Here is a 23670-nt window from a genome sequence, read left to right on the forward strand (position 1 = left end):
TAGTCTCTTTTTATCTGAAAAATTTTAATTTTTAGAAATAACAATAGAAATATCTAGTAAAATAAGATAAAATTGAAATCGACTATTGAAAAAATAGGAAGGTGATGGCGATGAAAAAGACTAAAAAAGCGCGAAATACAGTGAAAAAACGCCCGTCTCTCTTTAAAAGAAAGAAAGCTTCAATACAAGAGACACTTGGGAACGATCTCCCTCCTATTAAAGAGAAACGACAACGTTTTTATCATTTAATTCGGGGCAAAGTGCTTATTATGTTTGCACTACTTATTGTGATTAACGGTGTTATGGGTATATTGTCGTATGTCAATATACAGAATTTGCAGCAGCAAATGGAGGATTTCACTAAGAAAAATGTCCAGGAACAACTAACCGTTAATCAACTTGCCTATGAAATTGCTAGACTGACAAATTTAGAACAATCCTATTTAATTACAGGTAATGGCATTTATTCTACTTCTTATCATTTAAAAATTGATACCATTAATAAAAAGCTAGCTGCATTAAAAGAACAATTTAAAGATCGGCAATTAGAGCTTGGACATATGCAGGCCATCGAACAATATTATAAAAATTATCTTGATTACTCAGAAAAAGTGATGACGATGCGCGACGAGCTAGGTCTTGAGCAGGCTCGTAAGCTGATGATGGGTGCTGCTGGGGAAACGATGAAAACACATATTGATAATAATATTGAATCCATTAATGTGGTCATGGATGATGCCAATAAAACCAAATTGGACAAGCTTAATCAACAGGTCAATATTTCGATTACTACATTCTTTATCGTATCTATCATAGGCTTTTTAGCTATTATCATTTTTGGCTTCATGCTCTTTAAATCTTTAAAACGCAATACCCAGACAATTAACGATTCTATCCTTGATATAGCACAAGCAGGAGGCGATTTGACGAGACGTGTAAAAGTTCGTAATCATGATGAATTCTCGATTATTGCCGCTTCGACGAACACATTAATCGAATCGATTTCCAATTTAATACGTCGTGTGAGTGAATTAGCTGATCATGTATCAAGTAGTAGCCAGGAGCTAATGTCGCTAGCAGATGAAAATGCCCGTACGATTCAGGATATTGCGGATGCAACAGCTGATATTGCGAGTGATAGTGATAATACCATTTCCAGTATGCATAGTGCCCAGCAAAAAATGAGTGATCTGGAGCATTCTATGCATCAGCTTACAGAACAAGCTAGTGCCGTCCATCGCGCCTCTGTTGCCATGCAGCAAGCAGCCGATGAAGGGAGCCGTTCAGTGGAACAATCCTCGCTCGTTATGCAGTCCATTGAAGAAACAATGGCTTCCACAACATCAACTGTGGAGGCGTTAGGTCGTAAATCTGCCGACATTACTTCCATCATTGGGACCATCACGGCCATTTCCGAGCAAACCAATCTTCTCGCTTTAAATGCGGCCATAGAAGCAGCACGAGCTGGCGAGCATGGTCGAGGCTTCGCAGTGGTGGCTGATGAGGTTCGCAAATTAGCTGAACAATCACAAAGTGCAGCGAAAGAAGTAACTGCCATTGTCACTTCTATTCAAAATGAAGTCACGTCAATCATCGCCCAAAATCATGAAGGCGTCACTACTGTCATCCGAGGCGTGGAAGTAACCAATGAAACGAACCAATCATTAGCCAATATTTTAATGCATACAGAAGAAACAACATCCATTATCGCAGCCATGGTCGATAAAATTGCGACGACACTAGACTTTAGCAATGCCGTGGCAAATGACTTTGTTCACGTCAATGCCTATGCAGAACAATCCGCAGCCAACACCGTAACATCTGCTGCAGCAGCAACACAAGGCTCTGCATCCATGCAGGAAATCAACGCAGCAGCCACTGAACTGGCCCAACAAGCAGACAGCCTCCGAAATTTAGTGAGTGAGTTTAAAGTTTAAATATACTTTAGCTTTCCAGGGAATCCTTTCGTTTTGGGATTCCCTCTTATTTTTGAGTTTTCTAGTAGTACTCGCTGATTGCTTTGTGTGGCTATTCTTCAAATATGGATGGCTATTCTTCACTTTGGGCGTTCTATCCACCACTTTCTTGGTTTTATCCTTCGATTAGAGGATTCTATCCTCCGCTTTATGCTGCTATCCTTCACTTTGGGCGTTCTATCCACCATTTTCTTGGTTTTATCCTTCGATTAGAGGATTCTATCCACCTTTTTATGCGGCTATCCTTCACTTTGGGCGTTCTATCCACTACTTTCCTGGCTTTATCCTTCGATTAGAGGATTCTATCCTCCGCTTTATGCGGCTATCCTTCACTTTGGGCGTTCTATCCACTACTTTCCTGGCTTTATCCTTCGATTAGAGAATTCTATCCTCCGCTTTATGCGGCTATCCTTCACTTTACGCGTTCTATCCACCACTTTCTTGGTTTTATCCTTCGATTAGAGAGTTCTATCCATCGCTTTATGCGGCTATCCTTCACTTTGGGCGTTTTATCCACTATTTTCCTGGCTTTATCCTTCGATTAGAGGATTCTATCCTCCGCTTTATGCGGCTATCCTTCACTTTGGGCGTTCTATCCACTACTTTCTTGGCTTTATCCTTCGATTAGAGGATTCTATCCACCGCTTTATGCGGCTATCCTTCACTTTGGGCGTTCTATCCACTACTTTCCTGGCTTTATCCTTCGATTAGAGGGTTCTATCCTCCGCTTTATGCGGCTATCCTTCACTTTGCGCGTTGTATCCACCGATTTATGCGCTATCCTTCACTTTACGCGTTCTATCCACCACTTTCTTGATTTTATCCATCAACAAGAGTTTTAAACTCCTCGCTTTGTACGGCTTTCCTTCAATTTTGACATTGCTATCCTCCACTTCCAATAGCAGCTTTCGCTCCGGATATCCATTCCGATGATCAACAAAAAAACCTAGCAAGATTGCTCCTGCTAGGTGTCGTTATTTAAATAATGAAAGATATTCGCCGTAGCCTTCTTTTTCTAGGTCCTCTTTTGGGACAAATCGTAGGGCTGCTGAATTAATGCAGTAGCGCAGGCCTCCTAATTCACTTGGACCATCTGGGAAGACATGTCCGAGATGAGAGTCTGCTTCTTTACTGCGAACCTCTACACGACGCATGCCGTGAGATGTATCGAAGTGCTCTGTGACTTGTTCTTTTTCAATCGGTTTTGTAAATGCTGGCCAACCACAGCCAGAGTTGTATTTGTCCAACGAGCTGAATAATGGTTTTCCAGAAACAATATCTACATAGATGCCTTCCTCAAAATGCTCGTCATATTCATTGCGGAATGGTGGCTCTGTGCCATTTTCCTGCGTGACATAATATTGCATATCTGTTAGTTCTTTTAAACGTTGTTCTTTATTCATGTTTATTCCCCCAGTGATGCTCCTGGAACGCTCGACGACCTGAGCCAATCGAATAGCGCTCATAGTGCATTGGATTTTTCTTATAATACTGTTGATGATAATCTTCAGCTGGATAAAACGTGCTAGCTGGTAAGATTTTGACCATAATCGGCTTATCGAACTTCTTAGATGCTTCTAAATCTGCCTTCGAACGTTCGGCTAATTCACGTTGTTCTTCGTTATGATAAAAAATGGCCGTTGTGTAAGATTCTCCACGGTCATAAAACTGACCCCCTGCATCTGTTGGATCGATCAATGTCCAATAAATTGCAAGTAATTGCTCGTAGCTATATAATTCATCATCAAATACGATTTGAACAGCCTCTACATGTCCTGTCGTTTCTGAGCATACTTGTTCGTATGTGGGGTTGACAACATGTCCACCCGTATAGCCAGAAATCACCGAGTCAATACCAGGTGTTTCGTCAAAGGGCTTGACCATACACCAAAAACAGCCTCCCGCAAATGTTGCATATTGCTTTGCCATTCATCTCACTCCTTATTCACCAGGAACAATAATTTCTAATAATATTTTATCCTTTGGTAAGTCTAACTCTTTGGCACGAACACGTGATCCTGAAGCGATGTTAATACGCGATAAATCAATATAGATTTCTGCTTTATTCGGATTCACTGTAATCCATGAGGGAAATTCCACCGAATCACGCATAATTTTCATTGTCGTCTCCGGTGGAATATTCAATAGTCCAACATTCATGCCCGTTTGTTTTAAAATAATATTACCCTTTTCATCCACAATCGGATCAAAATTCATCGAAATTGGGATTTCCGTATAAAACACGGTTAATGTGCTTCTTAATTGAATATCATCACCGATTGTAAAATCAAGCGGTAAAGGAGAGCCCTTCGCTGCATCCTTTAAATATTTTTTCGATATCGATTCTAATTCCTTTGTTGTGGTTTGCACAACGAGTACATTTCCTTTGCTTTCACTTTCACCTGCAGAACTCTTCGCAACATTGACGTCATCCACTGGTCTAGTTGCTAAAAAAACGACGAGGAGGATTGCAAAAAGCACTGTGCCCGCTAAGGCGAAAAATGCGACTTTCCATTTATTCATTTTGTCACTCCTCGAAGCCTATTGCCTTGTTAATCTTCTTTTCCATGCCACACTGCTCCATTGCTGCTAGTATTCGCTCGGTCATTTTTTCATATCCCTTTGCATTCGGGTGGAAAAAATCTGTATGATAGACGAGCTCTTCATTTGAATCGAATAAATCTTCTACTGAAACGTAGCAAGCATTTGAATCTTCACTCGCTACTTCTTCGATTACATTATTCCATTCTGTAATAATTGTATCAAATTCATTCGCCTCATTGGTCACAATCGAAAATGGATTATAGAAGCCAATGAGTAGAATAGGCACTGTTGGATTTTTTGCGCGAATGCCTGCTACGATTTTGCTGTAGCGCTCCTTATAGTCCTTCAATTCCTTGTCGAATGCGTCACGCTTCAAATTAAACAAATCCTGCTTGACAACTTTCATGACATCGTTGCCGCCCATTGTTAATGAAATGAGCTGCGCTTGTTGCAACTCTTCATCATAATGCCCTTTTTTCACTAATTTTAGAAGTTGATCACTGCGCCTACCACGTTTTCCACGATTATCGACATCTACGTCCGAAATCGAGGGCCACGCCAGCAATGAATCTGCTAATCTTCCAACATAACCGTCTTGACTATACTCATCACCGACACCATCTGTTAACGAATCTCCCAGTGCCAAGTAATGTAGTTGCTTTGCGTTTTCTTCATCAATTTGCGATAAATCCTCTGCTGATGGCTCAAAAAAATGTTCAAAAATTTGCGTCAACATATTCTTAGAGGCTTTTTCCTCATCTTCTGTTTGTTGCTCATCCTGCGTCATATCTTGCTCCGTTCCTGCTTGCTCACCGTCTGGCTCTGCTTGCGGATTCGGTTCATCGATTGATATTGCACAACCACTTAGTACTAAGACGGTCAAACATGACAACATAAATCGCCAAATGTCCATTTGACCACCTTCCATCCCTTTCTATTACTTCTATTATAGAATAGTTCATACCGCAATGAAAAGTGACTTACCCTCAGTTCTCCATAATTTTGTGTTCTTGCCAAATTTCTTCACTAAGGAAGTAATCAACATCGCTTCGAAACTGTTCTTTCTTGACACTAAAGTGATCAGCTTTGCTTTAAAGCCGCTCTTCTTTGACACTAAAGTGATCAGCTTTGCTTCGAAACCGATCTCTCTTACCACTAAAGTGATCATCATGACTTTGAAACCGATCTTTCTTGACACTAAAGTGATCATCATGACTTTGAAACCGATCTTTCTTGACACTAAAGTGATCAGCTTTGCTTTAAAGCCGCTCTTCTTTGACACTAAAGTGATCAGCTTTGCTTTAAAACCGATCTTTCTTGACATTAAAGTGATCAGCTTTGCTTCGAAACCGATCATTCTTGGCATTAAAGTGATTATCATGACTTCGAAACCGCTCTTTCTTGACATTAAAGTGAGCAGCTTTGCTTCGAAACCACTCTTTCTTGACACTAAAGTGAACAGCTTTGCTTCGAAACCGATCTCTCTTACCACTAAAGTGATCATTATCGCTTCGAAACCGCTCTTCCTTACCACTAAAATGATCATGGCAAAATAAGCAAAGCATGAAAAAAGCCACTACAATTACTTATGTAGTGGCTCCTTGCTATTATTCTGCAAAATAAATAAAGCCGATGGCGCCTGGACCCGTGTGTGTCGAGATGATTGGGGATGTAAAGGCAATTTCTACATCGGTAAAGCCTGTGCCTTCGATTAATTCTTTTAATGGATTCCCCATTGTGACTAGGCCATCTGCATGAGAGATACCAACTGCCTTGACTGTTTTTCCGGCAGTGTCTGCTTGGAATTGTTTAAATAAGAAATTGACTACCTGCTTATGGCTACGTACCTTGGAAACCGGATTGTAAACGCCGCCTTCTAGGTTGGCAATGACTTTGATGTTTAAGAGTGAACCGATAAAGCCCGTTCCTTTACCGATTCGACCTCCTTTAATGAGGTTTTCAAGTGTATCTACAATAACATACAAATGTGTGTTTTCGCGTACTTTTTCAAGGCGAGCCACTATGTCCGCTACTGTAGCACCTGCATCTCGCATTTTAATCGCCTCTCGAAGCTGAATGGCAAGACCAATGGCAATAAAACGCGAGTCAATTACCGTTACATCCGCATCTGTCATTTGTGCGGCTTGTCGCGCTGATTCAACCGTTCCACTCATGCCACCTGTCATATGGATAGAGATAATTTGATCTCCATCTTTACCAAGCTCATCATACAATTCTTTAAATTTCCCTGGAGCTGGCTGAGAGCTTTTTGGTAAATTTTTCGCATTTTTCATTAAGCCTAAAAATGGCTGCGGTTCTAAATCCACACCATCTGTATAGGTTGCACCATCAATTTGAATCGTTAAAGGCACGATATGTATACCATGTTGTGCTACTTCTTCTTTCGTTAAATCACAAGTTGAGTCCGTTACTATATGAATTCGTCCCACTTTGACACATCCTTTTACTTCATTAAAATTTATTATATAGACTAATGAATCATTATGTAAACATGACATTTGTCATTAGGCAAAACCTTGTCTTCTCTAGCATGTAAACGCTACCTTGGATACTATAGCGTTTTCGCCTACCTCTTGTCTATCAATGCCCCTCAGAGAATATGACAGCCTTATGACATTTTAGAGATGAAATATATGACAAATGTAAATGTTCATGTATAAATTATTGGGGTATAGTAAACATATAAACGAAAGGAGTGTTTCAAATGATCGATTCATTTGACTATAAATCGTGGAAGGAAGAGCTGTGGAATGCCATTACACACGGTATTGGTTTCATTGCCAGTATTCCGGCACTAGTTGTCTTACTGTTAGCAGCCATTCAAACAGGAAATGCCCTACATATTACCACTTTTAGTATTTTTGGTGCGTCTGTTATCATCCTGTTTTTAATGTCTACATTGCTACACAGTATGCCAGAAAAATATAAACACTTTTTCGCTATTTTAGACCACTCGTCCATTTATATTTTAATTGCTGGCACTTATACGCCGTTTTTATTAATTGCCGTTGGTGGCACTTTAGGTTTGACTTTACTATGCATTATTTGGACACTGGCTGTGCTAGGTGTACTTTTTAAATGTTTCTTTATTAATCGCTTTGAAGTTCTTTCACTGATTTTTTATATCGGTATGGGTTGGTTAATTATTTTCGCCATTAAGCCTGTTTATCTTTTCTTAGGATTTTATGGCTTTGCCTTATTGCTAGCAGGTGGGCTTTTTTATACAATTGGTGCTATCTTTTATGCATGGCGCTCACTGCCTTACAACCACGCCATTTGGCATCTCTTTGTATTAGCTGGTTGTGCCTCTATGTATGCGTGTGTATATTTTTATCTATAATAAAAGCAATCGCTCCGATCACAATGAGCGATTGCTTATTCATTTATTTACGTTCAAAAATTTGATATTGGAATGTATAGCCTTCTGGTGCTGTTTCTGGCTCTTCTGAAGATACTTGAACAAAATCCTGCTCATAGCTTGGGAAATAGGTATCTCCCTGGAAGGAATGATTGATTTTTGTAATGTATAAACGATCAGCCTTCTCCATGACTAAACGAAAAATTTGTTCGCCACCAATTATCATAATCTCAGGTACATCTCCAGCTAGTGCTAATGCTTCCTCCAAGCTTGTCACGACATCAATACCATCGGCATGATAGTTTTTATCACGCGTAATAACAATATTGCGACGTCCAGGAAGCGGTCGACCAATGGATTCGAATGTTTTTCGTCCCATTATCATCGGCTTGCCCATTGTTTTCTGTTTAAAATACTGCAAATCTCCTGGCAAATGCCAAGGCATGCCGTTGTTATACCCGATGACGTGGTTGTCATCATGTGCCACAATTAAAGAAATCATACTGTCCCTCCAAATACGTTCATCTCTTTTATTATAAACACATTTCGCTTGTTTCACCTTATTTCTAAAAGAATTTTCTTTTTCCACACCTAAATCCTAGTAAAATTATATGAATAGTTTATAATAGAATTAACAAATGTCACAATAAAGGAATGATAAAGATGACTACATTGCGAAAAGAAGCTGTTCATTATATTGAAGATCAGCATCATGGTACGCCTTATTACAAAGTAACGCCACAGGAAGCAAGAGCAGCGCGTACGGTGACATCGTGGCAATCACCAAAGAAACCACAGCTTGCGTCGATTAAGGATCAAGAAATATCTGTGCGAGATGGAGCGAAAATTACGCTTCGAATTTATACTCCTTTCTACGATCAACCATTACCTGTAATTGTTTATTACCACGGCGGTGGTTGGGTTTACGGCAATTTAGATTCGGCTGATGCAGGCTGTCAGCTATTAGCAGATCGGGCACAGGCTATTGTCGTTTCCGTTGATTATCGTTTAGCACCTGAGTTCCCCTTCCCTATTCCATTGCATGATGCCTATGATAGCTTACTATGGGTGCATGACCATATGGAATCGTTTGGTGGAGATGTTAGTCAATTGACTGTTGCTGGGGATAGTGCTGGCGGTAATTTAGCGACAGTTGTTGCTTACTTAGCTTCTACAATGAGAGGCCCAAAACTACAAGCCCAAGTACTTATTTATCCCGTGACAAATGTGAATTTTACTACGGATTCTTATCACTTATATGGTGAAAATTTTGGCTTAGATACCCAAGGCATGAAGTGGTTCTCACAGCATTATACAGATGAATCCAATTTTACAAACCCATTTGTATCTCCGCTCCAGCTAGAGGATGTTCGTAGTATGCCCAAAACAATGATTATTGCGGCCGAGGCAGATGTGCTCTTTGATGAAGGCCAAAGCTATGCACAAAAACTAATGGACGCTGGTGTTGCCGTAGAGCATGTCACAATGCCAGGTTTAATTCATAGCTATTTTAGTAAAATGAATTATTTTGAAGATGCAACGATTGAAACGGTGGAAAAAATCGCCCAATTCCTAAAATAAGTTGGCTATCCCACTCAAACAGTGCGATAATAGAGCAAAACGTTTTTTAAAGGATGACACGATGACACAAACAATTGCTCTACAAATACAACAGCCATTTTCCGATCAATTAAGAAAAGGCTACCCGCTTATTTCAAAGGATGCAGTGAATGCAAAACAGCTGCCTACCGAGCAAGGAACGCTCCTGAAGCTGATGGATCACCATAATCGATTTATTGGCACAGGATACTACGGTATCCAAAATAAAGGGATTGGCTGGGTGCTGACAACAGATGCCAACGAAACGATTGATAAAGCTTTTTTCATAAAAAAATTCAAAAAAGCGATCGACAATCGTGCAGCATTTTTTAACAATGACAACACGACTGCCTTCCGAGTTTTTAATGGTGAAGGAGATGGCATTGGTGGTTTAACAATTGACTTTTTTAATGGGTACTATATGGTGAGTTGGTATAGTGAGGGCATTTATTCATTTAAAGAAATGGTTTATGAGGCGCTTGCTGAAACAGTCAACTACCAAGCCATTTATGAGAAAAAACGCTTTGATAGTAAAGGGCAGTACATGGAACAGGATGATTTTGTCATGGGCACGCCTGGCGAATTTCCCCTTATGGTGAAGGAAAATGGCATGACCTATGCGGTTCATTTAAATGATGGTGCGATGACGGGGATTTTCCTTGATCAACGTGAGGTACGATTGGCTATACGTGAGCGTTATGCAAACAGCACCAACATGCTCAATACGTTCTCCTATACAGGGGCATTTTCTGTGGCAGCTGCCCTCGGAGGCGCTAATAAAACAACGAGTGTGGACGTAGCTAAACGCAGTCTAGCTAAAACGATTGAGCAATTTAGTGTCAATGACATTGATTATGAAGCACAGGATATAAAAGTGATGGATGTCTTTCATTATTTTAAATATGCGCAGCGTCATGCATTACAGTTCGACCTTGTCGTATTAGACCCACCTAGCTTTGCACGTACGAAGCAAATGACGTTTTCAACGGCGAAGGACTACCCTAAATTACTGAAGGACACGATTGCGATTACGGCCAAAAACGGTATCATTGTTGCTTCTACCAATAATGCAAGCTTTGGTATGAAAAAGTTTAAAAGCTTTATTGACCAAGCCTTTAAAGAGACTCGTACACGCTATAAAATTGTCGAGGAATACGGTTTACCGAAGGATTTCCGTGTGCCTCGGGAATACCCTGAATTTAATTACTTGAAGGTCGTATTCATTCAAAAGATCGACTAACTAGGAGGGAATCACACTTTGCTGTGATTCTTTTTTTATGTAAAAAAGTGGCCTAAGAAAGTTCTTAAGCCACGAATAAAACCTTATAAATACTTCACAAACCAATCGCGAATATATTCGAGTCGATTAATTCGTAACGTTGGTTTTCCGCTTCGAGATAGCTCATGATTAGCCTCAGGGAAACGCACGAATTTTGTTTCTTTTTTACGATGCTTTAAGGCAATAAATAATTGCTCTGCCTGCTCAATCGGACAGCGATAATCTTTTTCACCATGTAAAATCAATAAAGGTGTCTCCACATTATCTACATATTTCAGTGGAGAATGATGCCATAGCTTCTCTATATCGTCAAAGCCCGCTTGAATTTGCCAGTCTGTAAAGTAATAGCCAATATCACTAACACCATAGAAGCTAATCCAGTTCGAAATGGAACGCTGTGTCACGGCAGCTTTAAAGCGGTTCGTATGGCCAACAATCCAGTTGGTCATAAAGCCTCCATAGCTTCCCCCTGTTACACCAAGACGGTCTTGGTCAATAAAATCATAGTGCTCCAACGTGTAGTCTACGGCAGCCATCAGATCCTGATAATCATTACCACCATAATCACCTCGTACTGCATCGACAAATGTTTGTCCATAGCCATGACTACCACGTGGGTTCGTATAAAGCACAGCAAAGCCTTGAGCAGCTAAGATTTGGAACTCATTAAAATAGGTGTTGGCATACATGGCATGTGGCCCACCATGAATTTCAAGAACGAGAGGATATTTATTCCCAGCTTCATAGCCAACTGGCTTCATAATCCAGCCGTTAACCTTCCAGCCCTCTGCTCCTTCGAATTCAATGGCTTCTGGTACCGATAAGGTTCTCGTCTTTAAAAATTCTTCATTGATGGATGTTAGCTGTTCTCTGTCACCTGTTTGCAAGTTGATGTAAAATAAATCGCCAGGATTTGTTGTTGTGCTAATAGCAACAACTGCTTTATCCTGTTGAGCATCAAGTGAGAAACCATAGACATATTGATCATCGTGAATAGCTGGGTAGATTTCGCCCTCTATATTACCGAAATAAATCGCCGCATTGCCATGATCTGTTACTTGGAAGTAGAAGCTTTTGTTATCGTTCAGCCATTGAACACGTGGTGTCACTACACCTTGTAGGAAATCTCCAATAGCAAAATCCCCAATCGGTGCATCAAATTCACCTGTGATACATGTCAGCACATTGTCTTGCAAATCATACACCCATAGCTTAGCTTGCGTAGCATTTTCAAATTCTCTTTCACTTCCTACATAGGAAATAAAGCGACTATTCGGTGACCATGAAGTTTGATAATACATGCCTGTTCCTTGCGTAAGCTGGCGCGTCTCTTTTGTCTCTACATTTAATAAGAAAATATCGATATTAAATGAGAAATCTAAATCCTCCGCTTTATCTGCTAAATACGTAAGATATTGTCCATTTGGCGACCATGTATCAAGATGGAAATGTTCATTTCCTTCCGTCACTTGCTCAAGCTCACCCGATTCCAAATCGACGATGGCAATGTGGGTAAACTGCTCCAAATCCAAGAACCCACCTGCATCTGATTTATGTTTCATCTTGTCTATTTCGAGAGGCTTTACTTCTTTCTCCTCTTTCTTTTCATCCTCCACCTTGTCTAAGATAGATTCATCCTTCCCTAGCTTAACAGAAAAGGCAATTTTCTTTCCGCACGGTGACCATACAGGAGATGACGCACCATTTTTACAATGTGTCACTTGTTTTGCCTCACCCCCCGCTTTTGACAAAACATAAATTTGGGGCTGCCCCGTTCTCGTTGACAAAAAGGCAATTTGACTGCCATCCGGAGACCAAACAGGAGCACTTGTTCTATCCTCTCCAAATGTCCATTGCTTTGGCGTTCTATCCTTCAAGTGTATGTAAAATAAATTGGATATATAGTCTTTTTTCTTTTCATCAATACGCGTCTCTACATATATTACCTCAGTGCCATCAGGTGATAGCTGGGGATCTGCTACCGATTTTAAGTGATAAAGATCTTCTGGTTGAATTCCTTGTTTCGATGTCATGTTCTTACTCCTTTGGATTTGTAATTTTTATTGCCTTATTACAATACTTCGACACCCTAAGTAATATTCCTGCTATTTAATAGAATCTTTTACTATTTCCCAATATTCAGTGGATTTTGTTCTACGATAAAATTTATAAAAGGGCTCATGAGGACGTGCATACTCCTGATAAAGGCTTATAATTTGTAGCACAAAGCCTTCAATCTGTTCTACCCCTACCCTTTTTGCGAATAATGTGCCAGCCTGTGCCTTTGCCCCCATCGGTATAGCCCCTAAATAAACATCAAAGCTTTCGTTTTGATAAACGAGTCCTATATCATCAAAAGATGGGTTATAGCAGGCAGAGGCACAGCCATTCACGTTAACACGCACTCTCGAAGGGACCTGAATCCTCTCTAACGTATGATAGAGCTGTTCTGTAATATGCACTGCCTCCATTTTTTCACCATCACAAAAATCACATGCCTTCATGACGATACTAGGTCCTGCTGGTGCGATATGTAGACCCGCTTCCTGTAAGGCTTGAACAGCTTGTGCGGCAGCACTCGTCGGGACGGATACTAAAATACTATAAGAAGCCGAATACTTAATTGCCCCCTTTTCTCCAACAATCTCGGCTATTTTTTGAAATTGTGCTGGCGTGTAATGCTTATTAATAATGCCAGGACTGACAGCTAAGCGTGTAAATTCGCCTTGTTGGCTAAGTGTTTCGAAGGTTTGATCTGGTACGTTTTTTTGAAATGCATTCATGGATATCTCTCCTTATGAAAAAGGAGCTAGCAAAAACGCTAGCTCGGATTGTTGTTAGATTAAAAATTTTCAGGATAGAAGCCTTTTGCTAAAATTTCAATCGCCTCTGCTGCTCGAACTCCTTCAGATGCTCCTGATAGCGGAAGAATAACAAAGCGCTCATTTTTAACAGCTTCCATCTCCTTCAATGCGGGATCATTTTTTAAGAATTGAATCTTTTGTTCTGCTGTTGTTTCACCGTAATCAATGACAACCACCACCTCTGGGTTACGGTCTACTGCATCTTCTTTTGATACGGTTGTCCAGCCGGATTCCACATCACCAAAAATATTTTGACCACCAGCGATGGTCACTAGCTCATTCATAAAGTTTTGACCAGCTGTAAAGATATCCTTTTCACCGCTGTCAAACACTAACACACGTAAATTTTCATCATCTTTCGGTAATTTCGACTGTACGTTTTCTACGTCTTTCGTCATTTGCTCAATTAAGGCTTCTCCACGATCCTCCACCCGGAAAATCTTCGCGATATTGCGAATATCAGTGAAAATATCCTCTAATGTCGGCTTTGTCATATTGGAAGCTGTATGTAAATACGTATGAATCCCTAATGCCTCTAGCTCTTCCGGAGTTCCTACGCCCTTTTCACCAAAGCCACTTTTCCAGCCTGCATATAAGAAATCCGCCTCTGCATCAATTACTTGCTCCTTCGTTGGATATTGATCTGAAAGCACAGGGACCTTATCGTAAGCTTCTTGTAATGGCTCATAGATTGTATCATCTAAGTAAGCTGTTCCTACCATGGAATCCTCTAATCCTAATGCCAGCATGATTTCCGTTACATGCTGATTTAAACTAATCGCTTTTTTTGGTGCTTCCTTGTATGTTTGCGTTGTATCATTATTTTCGATCGTTACTTCTGTTGTTGCTGTCTCGGACGGCTCAACCTTTTCACCCTGTTCTGCAGACTCTTTGTTGTCCGTTGCATTACAAGCGCCTAAAACAGCTACTAAGGCAATGACCATGATGAGCCATAAACTATTCCATTTCTTCATGTCCTAATCTCCTTTGTTATGAATATAGTTTTGAGGGCATAAAAAAACCCTCTTGTCGCCAAGAGAGAAGCATAGTGAAAAAATGGTATGGTCACCTTTATCACTATCCCCATCCTCGTGGTTCTTAGTTAACTGTTCATATTGGCAGGTATCCTGGCTTAGGTTCATCATCTATACGCCTTCCCATAGCTACACTACAGTGGCACGTTGTATAGACTCCCCATTTACAGTTGCGGGACAGCATCGGAATTACACCGATTTCCCTTTTAAGCAAATGACAAATGCCATTTGCACCAATACATTTTATAATGGTTAATACTATTGATAGACTAGCAGAAGAAGATTAATCACGCAATGAGGAACATGGCGTGACATCCATAATCCCCATTATATTAGCACTATTTCGACATAAAGACGAACTATTTTACAAGAAATATTTCTACGAGAATTCTGTTACAATGGGAAGATAGCACTGGATAGAAACGAGGATTGGTTATGTACAAAACAATTGGTGTACTTGCCCATGTCGATGCAGGGAAAACAACATTTTCTGAGCAAGTACTTTTTCATACAAATAGTATTCAAGCCCGAGGCCGTGTCGATCACCAGGATACCTTTCTCGATAATCATGAATTAGAGCGCAAGCGTGGCATCACCATATTTGCCGAGCAAGGTCGCATGAACATCGGCGATGATACATACACGTTAATTGATACACCAGGGCATGTCGATTTCTCCCCTGAAATGGAGCGTTCCATTCGAGTCATGGATTACGCCATTATTATTATCAGTGCAGTGGAGGGCGTGCAAGGTCATACAGAAACAGTATGGCAGCTGTTACGTAAATATCATGTCCCAACCTTCTTTTTTATCAATAAAATCGATCGTGAAGGGGCCAACGTAGAGGCAGTCATGAAGCAGCTACGTAAAGATTGCTCACCAGATGTCTTGTTGATCGATGAACCGCTTCGAGCAGATTATCTTTCTAGTAGTATGATGGAATGGCTGGCAGAGCGAGATGAAGAATTACTCGATGCCTTTTTGAATGAATCGTTGGAACATGAACAATGTCTAGCACAGCTAAAGGACATGATTACAAGTGAATGTGCTTTCCCTTGCTTTACAGGCTCGGCCTTAAAGGATGAGGGCATTCAGGAATTTATTGCCCAGCTTCCTTTATTAACCGATACTCATTTTGAACAGGATGCACCGTTTCAGGGAGAGGTTTTTAAAATACGACACGACGGCCACCAGCGTTTAACCTTTATGAAGGCCATGCAGGGGTCCTTACATGTGCGGGATGAATTTACCTTTGGCGAGACAACAGAAAAAATCACAGAAATTCGCCTTTATAATGGCAATCGCTTTGAAACCGTTCAACATGTTGAAGCGGGTGAGATATTTGCTGTTAAAGGGTTAAGTCAGGCAACTATTGGAGACCGCATTGGCAGTACTACACAATCGCAGCCGTACGAGCTCGTCCCAACCTTACAGGCAAAGGTACAATATGAAGGCGACCAACATATTAAAGAAGTGCTACAAATTTTTCGTTTGTTAGAAGCGGAAGAGCCTTCATTGCGTGTTCTCTGGCAGGAAAAATTCCAGGAAATCCACGTGCATATAATGGGCGTTATTCAGCTAGAGGTACTTGTTGAGGTATTACAGAAGCGTTTTTCATTAGTCGTTTCTTTCGGAGAGCCACAAATTTTATACATGGAGACAATTGCGACAACGGTTACAGGCTATGGCCATTTTGAGCCACTCAAGCATTATGCGGAAGTGCATGTATTATTGGAGCCAAATCCACGTGGAACAGGCATAACTTTTAGCAATGCCTGTCATGCGGATGATTTATCAGTAGGTAACCAACGACTTGTTGAAAAGCACTTATTTGAACGGGAGCATCATGGACTACTGACAGGCTTCCCGCTAACCGATGTTCATTTTACGCTGTTGACAGGTCGCGGGCACAATGAACACACATCGGGCGGTGATTTCCGAGAAGCTACTTTCCGAGCGTTACGCCAAGGACTTGAGCAAGCGCAGAATGTCTTACTGGAGCCATACTATCGCTTTAAAATGAAAGCCTCTAATGACTTTATTGGCCGCATGATGACCGACATTCAACAAGCAGCGGGTACATTCGATGACCCAATCTTGACGGAAACAGATGTAGTGCTAACAGGACGTGCGCCCGTTGCCACTTTGATGAGCTATAGCACAACCTTTGCTGCCTATACAAATGGAAAGGGCGCACTAACACTACAGTTTGACGGCTATGATGTGTGCCATAACCCCGAGGAAGTCATTGCACAAATTGGCTACGATAAAAATGCCGACCCTGAATATAGTTCCTCTAGCATCTTTTGCGCGAAAGGCAAAGGCTACACCGTCCCTTGGCAAGAAGCACAAGCCGCCATGCATTGCCAATAATATCGGGATTGGGTGGCACCGCTCGCGTGGGGATTTGCTCTTGGCGGCAGGGATTCTTCCTTCCGCAGGTATTCCTAGCTCTAGCGCGGGTGTTTGCTCCTTTCGCGGGTTTTCCTCGCTCTAACGCGGGTATTTGCTCTCCTTCCGCGGGTATTCCTCGCTCTAGTGCGGGTGTTTACCTCTTGCGCGGGTATTCTTCGCTCTAGTGCGGGTGTTTACCTCTTTCGCGGGTATTCCTCGCTCTTGCGCGGGTATTTCCTCTCCTTCCGCGGGTATTCTTCGCTCTTGCGCGGGTGTTTACCTCTTTCGCGGGTATTCTTCGCTCTTGCGCGGGTGTTTCCTCTCCTTCCGCGGGTATTCTTCGCTCAAACGCGGGTGTTTCCTCTCCTTTCGCGGGTCTTCACTCAAGCAGCGATATTCTTTAATTAAAATAAGCCCTCCGTTGGTTGGAGGGCTTATATTTATAGGGCACCGACTGCTTTTTTTGTTGGCTTGTGCACGAAATATGCTGGTTGGACGATTACATAGTCATGCGAGTTTGTGAAATCAATTAACACTTTGCCTGGATGATTTTTGATAAGTTGTAAATGATCAATTAATTTCAGCAAAAGCTCATGGCCGTTACCGCGCGGATGCCAGTTGAAATGATCATTATTTAATTCTTGTACCGCTTCAATAAACTGGGCATATTCCTGCTGTACAAATGCGATGAGTTTGTCGTGCTGTGGTGCTAAATCCTGTATATACGTTTCATAAAAACGCATCACAATGGAGCATAGTAAATCATTCACTCGTGCAGCACTTAAAATAGGCTTTGGCTCGAATGTCAGCCGTTCAAGATTAGGCTTTGCCCGTGTTGAATCAATACGTGTTATGAAATGGTACGGCTCCCCATTCACCTCATAGACAATTGGATTGGACGGCATATACATCATAAAGCTATTGGTCTTCGTTTTCAGTTGATCAGTTACCGATGCCTTCGCAAAAAGATGACCATTGACCTCCCCATTTTGGATCCAAATAATATCTTTATTATATAAAATTTGCTCAAAGAAACGATCATTGCGAATGAGCTTCGTTGCTAATAATTGATCGATCAGTGATTCAACCGCCATTCTCGTTTTCGCTTTCTTGGCTGTTTCTGTGCGTGGTTGCTTACAAATGTTCATTTCTACATACATCATACGTGCATCCCCTTTGCGTACATTTTTTCAAAACAAAAAAGGACTTCCTATTCTTTGAGGAAATCCTTTACATTAACTTTCTTCATCACACAATGCCAAACAAACCCGAAGTAAATGTGAATGAGCCCGATGATGAACCCCTTCATGAACTTTGGGCGTTTGACGTACTGTGACGAACAGAGCATTCTGTTTTGTCAACATGCCACCTCCTATTCCTCGTAGGTTTATGGTGTGTACTCGTAACAGGCAGGTATCCTGACTCATGATCATCGCTTCTTTTCTCCTTCCCGTCCAAAGACAGTGGATGCTGAAAAGTCGCTCACATTTACAGTTGCGGGACAGTGTCGGATTCTCACCGACTTCCCTTTTAAGCAAATTGCACGCAATTTACACCTATTACTACACGCTATTTAGTTGTCATAGGAATCGAGTGTACTCCACATTCCTATTAGATTACTAAAATCAATTGTAAAGTAGCGTTTTTCTAAAGTCAAATATCGTAATATTTTCCAACTTATCATTCTTTACCTTCTATTCTTTGTAACTCAGATAGTAGATACTGTTTTATTATATCGTTTTCATCCTTCCCATAATGCGTTAATACTGCTAAATCACACGCATCATCAAGTAAATAATTCTCGTTCATCCTAGTACGAACGAACTCTACAACACTTACCTCTCGAGCATTATAACGTAAATCACCGCCAACTTTAGTCGTAAAAATTCCAACTCTTTTTCTCATAGCCATTACGATTGATCTCACTTGCCCTTCGGTTAAATTAAACGCTGCTCTAACGTCTGCTGTTAAAATGTTTTCCCTATGCCACATTTTTAATTACCTCTCTTTCTATTTCGATATTCTAGCGCAAATATACTTTTATAAATATCCGCTAAATTATCCGAAATAGATTGGACAAAAACAAAGGAAAGTCGTCCGATATTATTCGGTTTAACTTTGCGGTATTGTTAGAATACGGAGAAATAGTATTGACGCAAAACTGACGCAAGTTAAATCGGAATAATAACATTCTTTATTTTCCATCTAAGGAATATTCAAACTAATAACTATCGTCACTTAGAAGACTCGAAACGATCAACTATCCGATTTAACGGTTCTCGCTACTTCTGACATCGCAAAAAACCGGCTTGTTTTAAAAATAGTGTCTGCGATTATCGGACAGCAGAAAGCACTTGTAGGAAGTAGGTGGCTTGGGGGGATTTTCGAGTTATCCAACGTTTAATTGACGCAATGAATATCAAACGAATAAATATTCGTCTTTAACTTCCCATAAGCTTGATTATGTAAACTGAAAATAACGATAAAACGTTGATACAACTGACTTTTGTAACTTCTACGCAAAAATATGATATACACAATCTTATACATCGTTGATATACCACAGTTCTTTCGACTATCTCTGCTTGCACATACGTTACAATACTGCATAAAATGCTGTATAAAATATCGGATAAATTGTCAGATAACGATTTGTTTTCGAGTACCCACACGCGCCAGCGCCTTCTACCCGATGTTTCCTCGTATTTCGGAATAAAACGGAAGTCCTAACGCCATTCCAACGCATAAAAAAGAGCGAAGCCAGCACGTAGCCAACTCCGCATTTATAATAATTTAACGCTCTAAAACGTTGATATATCGCTATTTATAAGCGTGCTTTAATACTCGCCAACTTAGCTGCAACTGCATCTGGATCGGCTGTCGGCGCTTTAATCTCAAGTTCCGCCTTGTCAACGAGCATACCCATCGTTTGCATGTATAGTTTCATCATCGAGGCATTACCCGCCTCACATTCGTTAATAAGAGCCTGCATAACCCGTGTACGATTATCAGCTAAATACGTATCTGTTACTGCTGACTTATACTCTAACATTGCGGGTAACTGTCTCCATTTACGTAATGTACGATCAGATACGCCAATTTCCTTTGCAATTTCAACATAAGAACGACGCTTACCCTTCGGTAATAGATCGTTTTCATAAATCAATTCGGCAGCCTTCGCCTGATCAGCTGTCAGTTCTTTTAAAATACCTTCTAGTTTGCTCGCCATTTAACTAACTCCTCTCGTTTATCAGCGTAGTATTGGTCGAAATTCCCGTCATAGTCACCTTTATAAGCATCCTCGGAATAAACGGAATAAGGTGTTTCTTCAATGATACTTACAAGCATATCCGCTAAATTTGCGTAGTGCATTCTACTATTACCATTTGTAGCGATACGTAAGATATCGGCTATCAGTGTACACGTAGAACCCAGTATTAAATCCTTTGCTTCTCTCGCAACCTTTAGCAACCCTAACCAATCGTTAACACGTTCTAGTTCACCCAATGCTACAATTTCCTTTGCCGTTAGTAATAATTCTGCGTAATCTGCTAAAAACGCCTTTATGTCTGCTAAATTACGTTTATATGCCTGTTCTGCCCAAACGTCACTAACAGGTGGGAACGGTATTTTACAATAACCTCGCTCCATATCTGCTGCATCAATTTCACTTTGTAAACGCTCAATGTCCGCTTTTATTTCTTCCATAGTTGGTGATCGTTTCATTTCATCAGCTTCCTTTCTTCAATATAAAAAAGACAAGCACATTTAAGCGCCTGCCTTCTTCGTCATTCATTTGATAACGATAATACATATAATTGTTGCTATAATTTTATAGATATGTTGTCCAAGCCTACGAATTCTGTATAAGGTATAGAGCTACCTAAAGCCACAGCTCCATTTGGTTCAATTACTAATTCGATGGCCTTATATTCATAAGGATCATGGATTTGATTATTACAAGATGTTACAAAGATTCGATATACAACAGGACGCATGGTTTCAGGCAAGATAAATAGAATTGTCCCTCTAGTCATCACCCCATTTTTAATAGCGCCTTTCATAATTAGATTATTGTGCTTATCTAAGGCAAATTTCGGTTCATATCCTACACCATAAGATTCCCAACCGTTTAGTAATTCAGCTTCTTGCCAAACTACATCAGCCAAAAGGTCAGTAACTTTTGTATCTAATCCCTTTAATGTTGTATCTATGATATCCATATTGGCGTTTTGCGGAAGTACACTATACATATCCGTACCTTCCAGCTTTCCTAAATTATAATTTGGTGTATATTTAACCATGTTCTTCATCCTCTCCATTTCAATGAATTTTACTAGTCCTATGTTAAATTTTTCTCTGGCTTTTGTAATTCGTATTAATAACCTCTTTGAAACCTAGCTTCTTCTAGTAATTTCGCTAATCTAAATGCAATGTCTTGAATGTCCGACTCCTTACGAACTTCCATCTTTGCAATGTTAATTGTTGGTATACTAGAACCTCCGCCGTTACCTTCCGAATAATCCCGATTTTCACGTGCAGTAAGTACTCGCTCGCCTTTGTGTAACCTTGCAGAATAGCCGTCATATGGTACGGAGTCTAGTCCGCTATAGTGCGATTTCTTGCCGCCCTTTTTGCCGTCGCCAGCACCCATTAAGTTACCGACGAAGTTTACGCCAGCGCTGATTCCGTTACTAATCCAGCTTGGCAACTTAACGTTAGAGATAAATCCGATAAAGTCCTTTACGTGACCTTTTGCAGTCGAAATCCATCCGCTAAGCGTTTCGAACCATCCTTGAACGATAGATAACGCTTCTGAAAAGTTATCAAACGCATTTTTAACGCCTGTTAAAATGAAGTCAACTAACGGTGCTAATACGTTGTCCCACGCCCACTTAATGATTGTAGAGAGCGCTTCCCATGCGATTCCTAGTAATTCAAGGATAGGCTTCGCGACTGCCCATAACGTTGAAAATAATTGAACTAAGAACGAGATTGCCGGTGCGATTACGTTATTGAAAACTATCATCGCAATATCTCCGATGACCTGTAGAATATTCCAGAATCCGCTTAAATACGGCTCAATAATCGTCCAAACATTCTTGATGATGTCAGCGATAGTGGAAAACGCTTGGGAGAACGTTTCTTTCAGTCGTCCAAAAACGCCCTTAAGCTGGCCAAACTTTTCGGTAGCATACGCTCTAAATTCTTCGAATTTCGTTTTGATTGTTTCGAACGAACCTTCTCCGAATAACTTGTCAAAAACTCCGCCGATGCCACCTGTCTTAAATGCTCCTGTCAATTCCGCCATTTTCGACTTGATTCCGTCTACAACAGAATTAACTTGCTTAGCAATATCTGGCGGGAATAGCGCATTTATCAGTCCGCTTGTGCCTCCGAAATTAAAGGCTGTAGCTAGTCTTTTTACCTTGCCGACTATACCGTCAATGATTCCTCTAAACGTTTCACTGTTGTCGTAAAGAGCCTTAAATCCAACGGCTGCAGCTGATATCCCCATTGCTATTAGCGCGATTGGATTCGCTAGCGCAGCGATTGTACCCACGACCGCCAAAGCGCCAACAAACGTTGCGAATGCTCCTGCAGCATAAGCGATTGGTTTGCGCCATTTCATGAATACGTCATACAAGGAAATCGCCTTGTCCGTGACATTCCCTAGAAAATCCCCTAGTTTATCGCTAATGCTTTTTACATCCAATTTATCGATTGAATCATTAATACGTTTTAAAAAGTCGCCTAATTTTGTATTTGATTTATCACCAGCATCACGGAAGAGCGTACCTAGGCGCTCCTTTAAGGAATTAAATCTGCCCAAGGTTGTCGAACCCATCGCCTCAACCGTTTTTTGACTGATATTCATTTTATTTAAAGCCTTATCTATCCCCGCAAGTTGCTCCTCGAATGTACCACCTTTAACATCATTTAAGATGTTCTTATCGAGATTAAATACCTCACGTAAAGAAATCGTATCACCAGATGATAGCTCGCGAAGGCCACGAACGGCATCATCAATTGATTTCGTTGGATCACTGGCAATAAGACGCTCAACAAGTTTCCATGCGGTTCCAAGTTGTTTCATGTCTTTAGTTAGCGTAAGAAGTCCCTTTGATCCCGCAAACATGTCACCTGAGTTAAGTAACGGACTATCAATAGCGATTTTATCGACCATCTTCATATACTGCTTAGTTGCACCATCGTCCTGGAATGCGGCTTGGATGATCGCCTTTGATTGTTCAAACTTAGCAGCCTCACCAATTGTTGCATTAAGTAATTTCGCTGCCCCATTAGCTCCAATGTAAGCACTAGCTAGCCCTATGAGCGTGCTCTGGAGTCCGCCGAATGATGCGCTTAATCCGTTAGAACCTACGTGAAGTCGGCTAATACTTGCAGAAAAGCCGTTCATACGATTTGACGTTGATGATACGGCGCCTCCAAGACGATTAGTTGCCGATTGTGCTCTCGACATACTTTCGCTAGTAGTGCGGCTCGTACGGTTCATCTGATTCATCATCTGCGTGATACGGCGTAGACGCGAGGTGCCTTGATCGCGAACTCGGAATACTGCGGTTAAATTTATGGCCAT

At 40.9% G+C, this 23670-nt stretch carries 21 protein-coding genes and 2 riboswitches; of the genes, 5 read left to right on the top strand and 16 right to left on the bottom strand.

The window, feature by feature from the left end; all coding sequences use genetic code 11:
• Positions 1–110 precede the first annotated feature (110 nt).
• Positions 111–1937 carry a methyl-accepting chemotaxis protein gene (locus SJW71_RS12855; protein ID WP_412926619.1) on the top strand — a complete coding sequence of 609 codons (1827 nt, stop codon included), beginning with the start codon at positions 111–113 and terminating at the stop codon, positions 1935–1937.
• A gap of 1013 nt (positions 1938–2950) precedes the next feature.
• Here SJW71_RS12855 and msrB read toward each other — a convergent pair.
• The 6 genes from msrB to SJW71_RS12885 all read right to left on the bottom strand — a co-directional run bounded on the left by msrB (position 2951) and on the right by SJW71_RS12885 (position 6970).
• Positions 2951–3379, bottom strand: a complete 429-nt coding sequence (msrB, locus tag SJW71_RS12860; RefSeq protein ID WP_312506856.1) for a peptide-methionine (R)-S-oxide reductase MsrB — start codon at positions 3377–3379, stop codon at positions 2951–2953.
• Entirely contained in the window at positions 3372–3905 is a 534-nt protein-coding gene (msrA, locus tag SJW71_RS12865) for a peptide-methionine (S)-S-oxide reductase MsrA (protein ID WP_274797081.1), read from the bottom strand. Before msrA ends, msrB begins: the two co-directional genes overlap by 8 nt.
• 12 nt (positions 3906–3917) lie before the next feature.
• Entirely contained in the window at positions 3918–4499 is a 582-nt protein-coding gene (locus SJW71_RS12870; protein WP_274797080.1) for a YpmS family protein, read from the bottom strand.
• 4 nt (positions 4500–4503) lie between these two features.
• Positions 4504–5433, bottom strand: coding sequence for a GDSL-type esterase/lipase family protein (locus SJW71_RS12875; protein WP_407136068.1), 930 nt, complete (start codon positions 5431–5433; stop codon positions 4504–4506).
• A gap of 45 nt (positions 5434–5478) precedes the next feature.
• Positions 5479–6024 carry a hypothetical protein gene (locus tag SJW71_RS12880; RefSeq protein ID WP_431810959.1) on the bottom strand — a complete coding sequence of 182 codons (546 nt, stop codon included), beginning with the start codon at positions 6022–6024 and terminating at the stop codon, positions 5479–5481.
• 103 nt (positions 6025–6127) lie between these two features.
• Positions 6128–6970, bottom strand: coding sequence for a DegV family protein (locus SJW71_RS12885; RefSeq protein ID WP_274797078.1), 843 nt, complete (start codon positions 6968–6970; stop codon positions 6128–6130).
• Positions 6971–7245: 275 nt separating this feature from the next.
• On the opposite strand from SJW71_RS12885, the gene trhA reads away from it, so the two are divergent.
• A complete protein-coding gene (gene trhA / locus SJW71_RS12890) occupies positions 7246–7881 on the top strand; it encodes a PAQR family membrane homeostasis protein TrhA (protein ID WP_274797077.1) in 636 nt (211 codons plus the stop codon).
• 43 nt (positions 7882–7924) lie between these two features.
• Here trhA and folA read toward each other — a convergent pair whose 3' ends face one another.
• Positions 7925–8401, bottom strand: a complete 477-nt coding sequence (gene folA, locus SJW71_RS12895; protein ID WP_407136067.1) for a type 3 dihydrofolate reductase — start codon at positions 8399–8401, stop codon at positions 7925–7927.
• Positions 8402–8562: 161 nt separating this feature from the next.
• Here folA and SJW71_RS12900 point away from each other — a divergent pair, with 161 nt between their 5' ends.
• Together SJW71_RS12900 and SJW71_RS12905 are read left to right on the top strand one after the other, a co-directional pair.
• Positions 8563–9480: an alpha/beta hydrolase gene (locus tag SJW71_RS12900; RefSeq protein ID WP_312506854.1), complete on the top strand. Its 918-nt coding sequence runs from the start codon at positions 8563–8565 to the stop codon at positions 9478–9480.
• A gap of 61 nt (positions 9481–9541) precedes the next feature.
• A complete protein-coding gene (locus SJW71_RS12905; RefSeq protein WP_431810960.1) occupies positions 9542–10738 on the top strand; it encodes a class I SAM-dependent rRNA methyltransferase in 1197 nt (398 codons plus the stop codon).
• Positions 10739–10821: 83 nt separating this feature from the next.
• Here SJW71_RS12905 and SJW71_RS12910 read toward each other — a convergent pair whose 3' ends face one another.
• The 3 genes from SJW71_RS12910 to SJW71_RS12920 form a co-directional block, all read right to left on the bottom strand.
• Positions 10822–12810: a S9 family peptidase gene (locus tag SJW71_RS12910; protein WP_431810961.1), complete on the bottom strand. Its 1989-nt coding sequence runs from the start codon at positions 12808–12810 to the stop codon at positions 10822–10824.
• A gap of 72 nt (positions 12811–12882) precedes the next feature.
• Complete coding sequence (locus SJW71_RS12915; RefSeq protein WP_412926623.1) at positions 12883–13560, bottom strand: precorrin-3B methylase; 678 nt, start codon at positions 13558–13560, stop codon at positions 12883–12885.
• A gap of 59 nt (positions 13561–13619) precedes the next feature.
• Positions 13620–14615 carry an ABC transporter substrate-binding protein gene (locus SJW71_RS12920; RefSeq protein WP_312506850.1) on the bottom strand — a complete coding sequence of 332 codons (996 nt, stop codon included), beginning with the start codon at positions 14613–14615 and terminating at the stop codon, positions 13620–13622.
• Positions 14616–14741: 126 nt separating this feature from the next.
• Positions 14742–14928: riboswitch (cobalamin riboswitch) on the bottom strand.
• A gap of 182 nt (positions 14929–15110) precedes the next feature.
• On the opposite strand from SJW71_RS12920, the gene SJW71_RS12925 reads away from it, so the two are divergent.
• The gene (locus tag SJW71_RS12925; RefSeq protein WP_431810962.1) at positions 15111–17048 is read left to right on the top strand and encodes a GTP-binding protein; all 1938 of its coding nucleotides are present in this window, start codon (positions 15111–15113) and stop codon (positions 17046–17048) included.
• 461 nt (positions 17049–17509) lie between these two features.
• Here SJW71_RS12925 and SJW71_RS12930 read toward each other — a convergent pair whose 3' ends face one another.
• From SJW71_RS12930 to SJW71_RS12955, 6 genes are all read right to left on the bottom strand, one after another.
• A complete protein-coding gene (locus SJW71_RS12930; protein WP_431810963.1) occupies positions 17510–18232 on the bottom strand; it encodes a hypothetical protein in 723 nt (240 codons plus the stop codon).
• A 228-nt stretch (positions 18233–18460) separates the two neighbouring features.
• Positions 18461–18644: riboswitch (cobalamin riboswitch) on the bottom strand.
• Positions 18645–18749: 105 nt separating this feature from the next.
• Entirely contained in the window at positions 18750–19061 is a 312-nt protein-coding gene (locus SJW71_RS12935; RefSeq protein WP_322605053.1) for a hypothetical protein, read from the bottom strand.
• An 832-nt stretch (positions 19062–19893) separates the two neighbouring features.
• The gene (locus tag SJW71_RS12940; RefSeq protein WP_337976382.1) at positions 19894–20298 is read right to left on the bottom strand and encodes a phBC6A51 family helix-turn-helix protein; all 405 of its coding nucleotides are present in this window, start codon (positions 20296–20298) and stop codon (positions 19894–19896) included.
• Positions 20283–20795, bottom strand: coding sequence for a hypothetical protein (locus SJW71_RS12945; RefSeq protein ID WP_431810964.1), 513 nt, complete (start codon positions 20793–20795; stop codon positions 20283–20285). The genes SJW71_RS12940 and SJW71_RS12945 overlap by 16 nt, the downstream gene beginning before the upstream one ends.
• A gap of 98 nt (positions 20796–20893) precedes the next feature.
• Entirely contained in the window at positions 20894–21373 is a 480-nt protein-coding gene (locus SJW71_RS12950; RefSeq protein ID WP_431810965.1) for a hypothetical protein, read from the bottom strand.
• A 74-nt stretch (positions 21374–21447) separates the two neighbouring features.
• Positions 21448–23670 carry a phage tail protein gene (locus SJW71_RS12955; RefSeq protein WP_431810966.1) on the bottom strand — a complete coding sequence of 741 codons (2223 nt, stop codon included), beginning with the start codon at positions 23668–23670 and terminating at the stop codon, positions 21448–21450.

Origin of the sequence: Lysinibacillus sp. FW12, assembly GCF_050817245.1 — a bacterium.
In the GTDB taxonomy this organism is placed as follows: Bacteria; Bacillota; Bacilli; order Bacillales_A; family Planococcaceae; genus Lysinibacillus; species Lysinibacillus irui.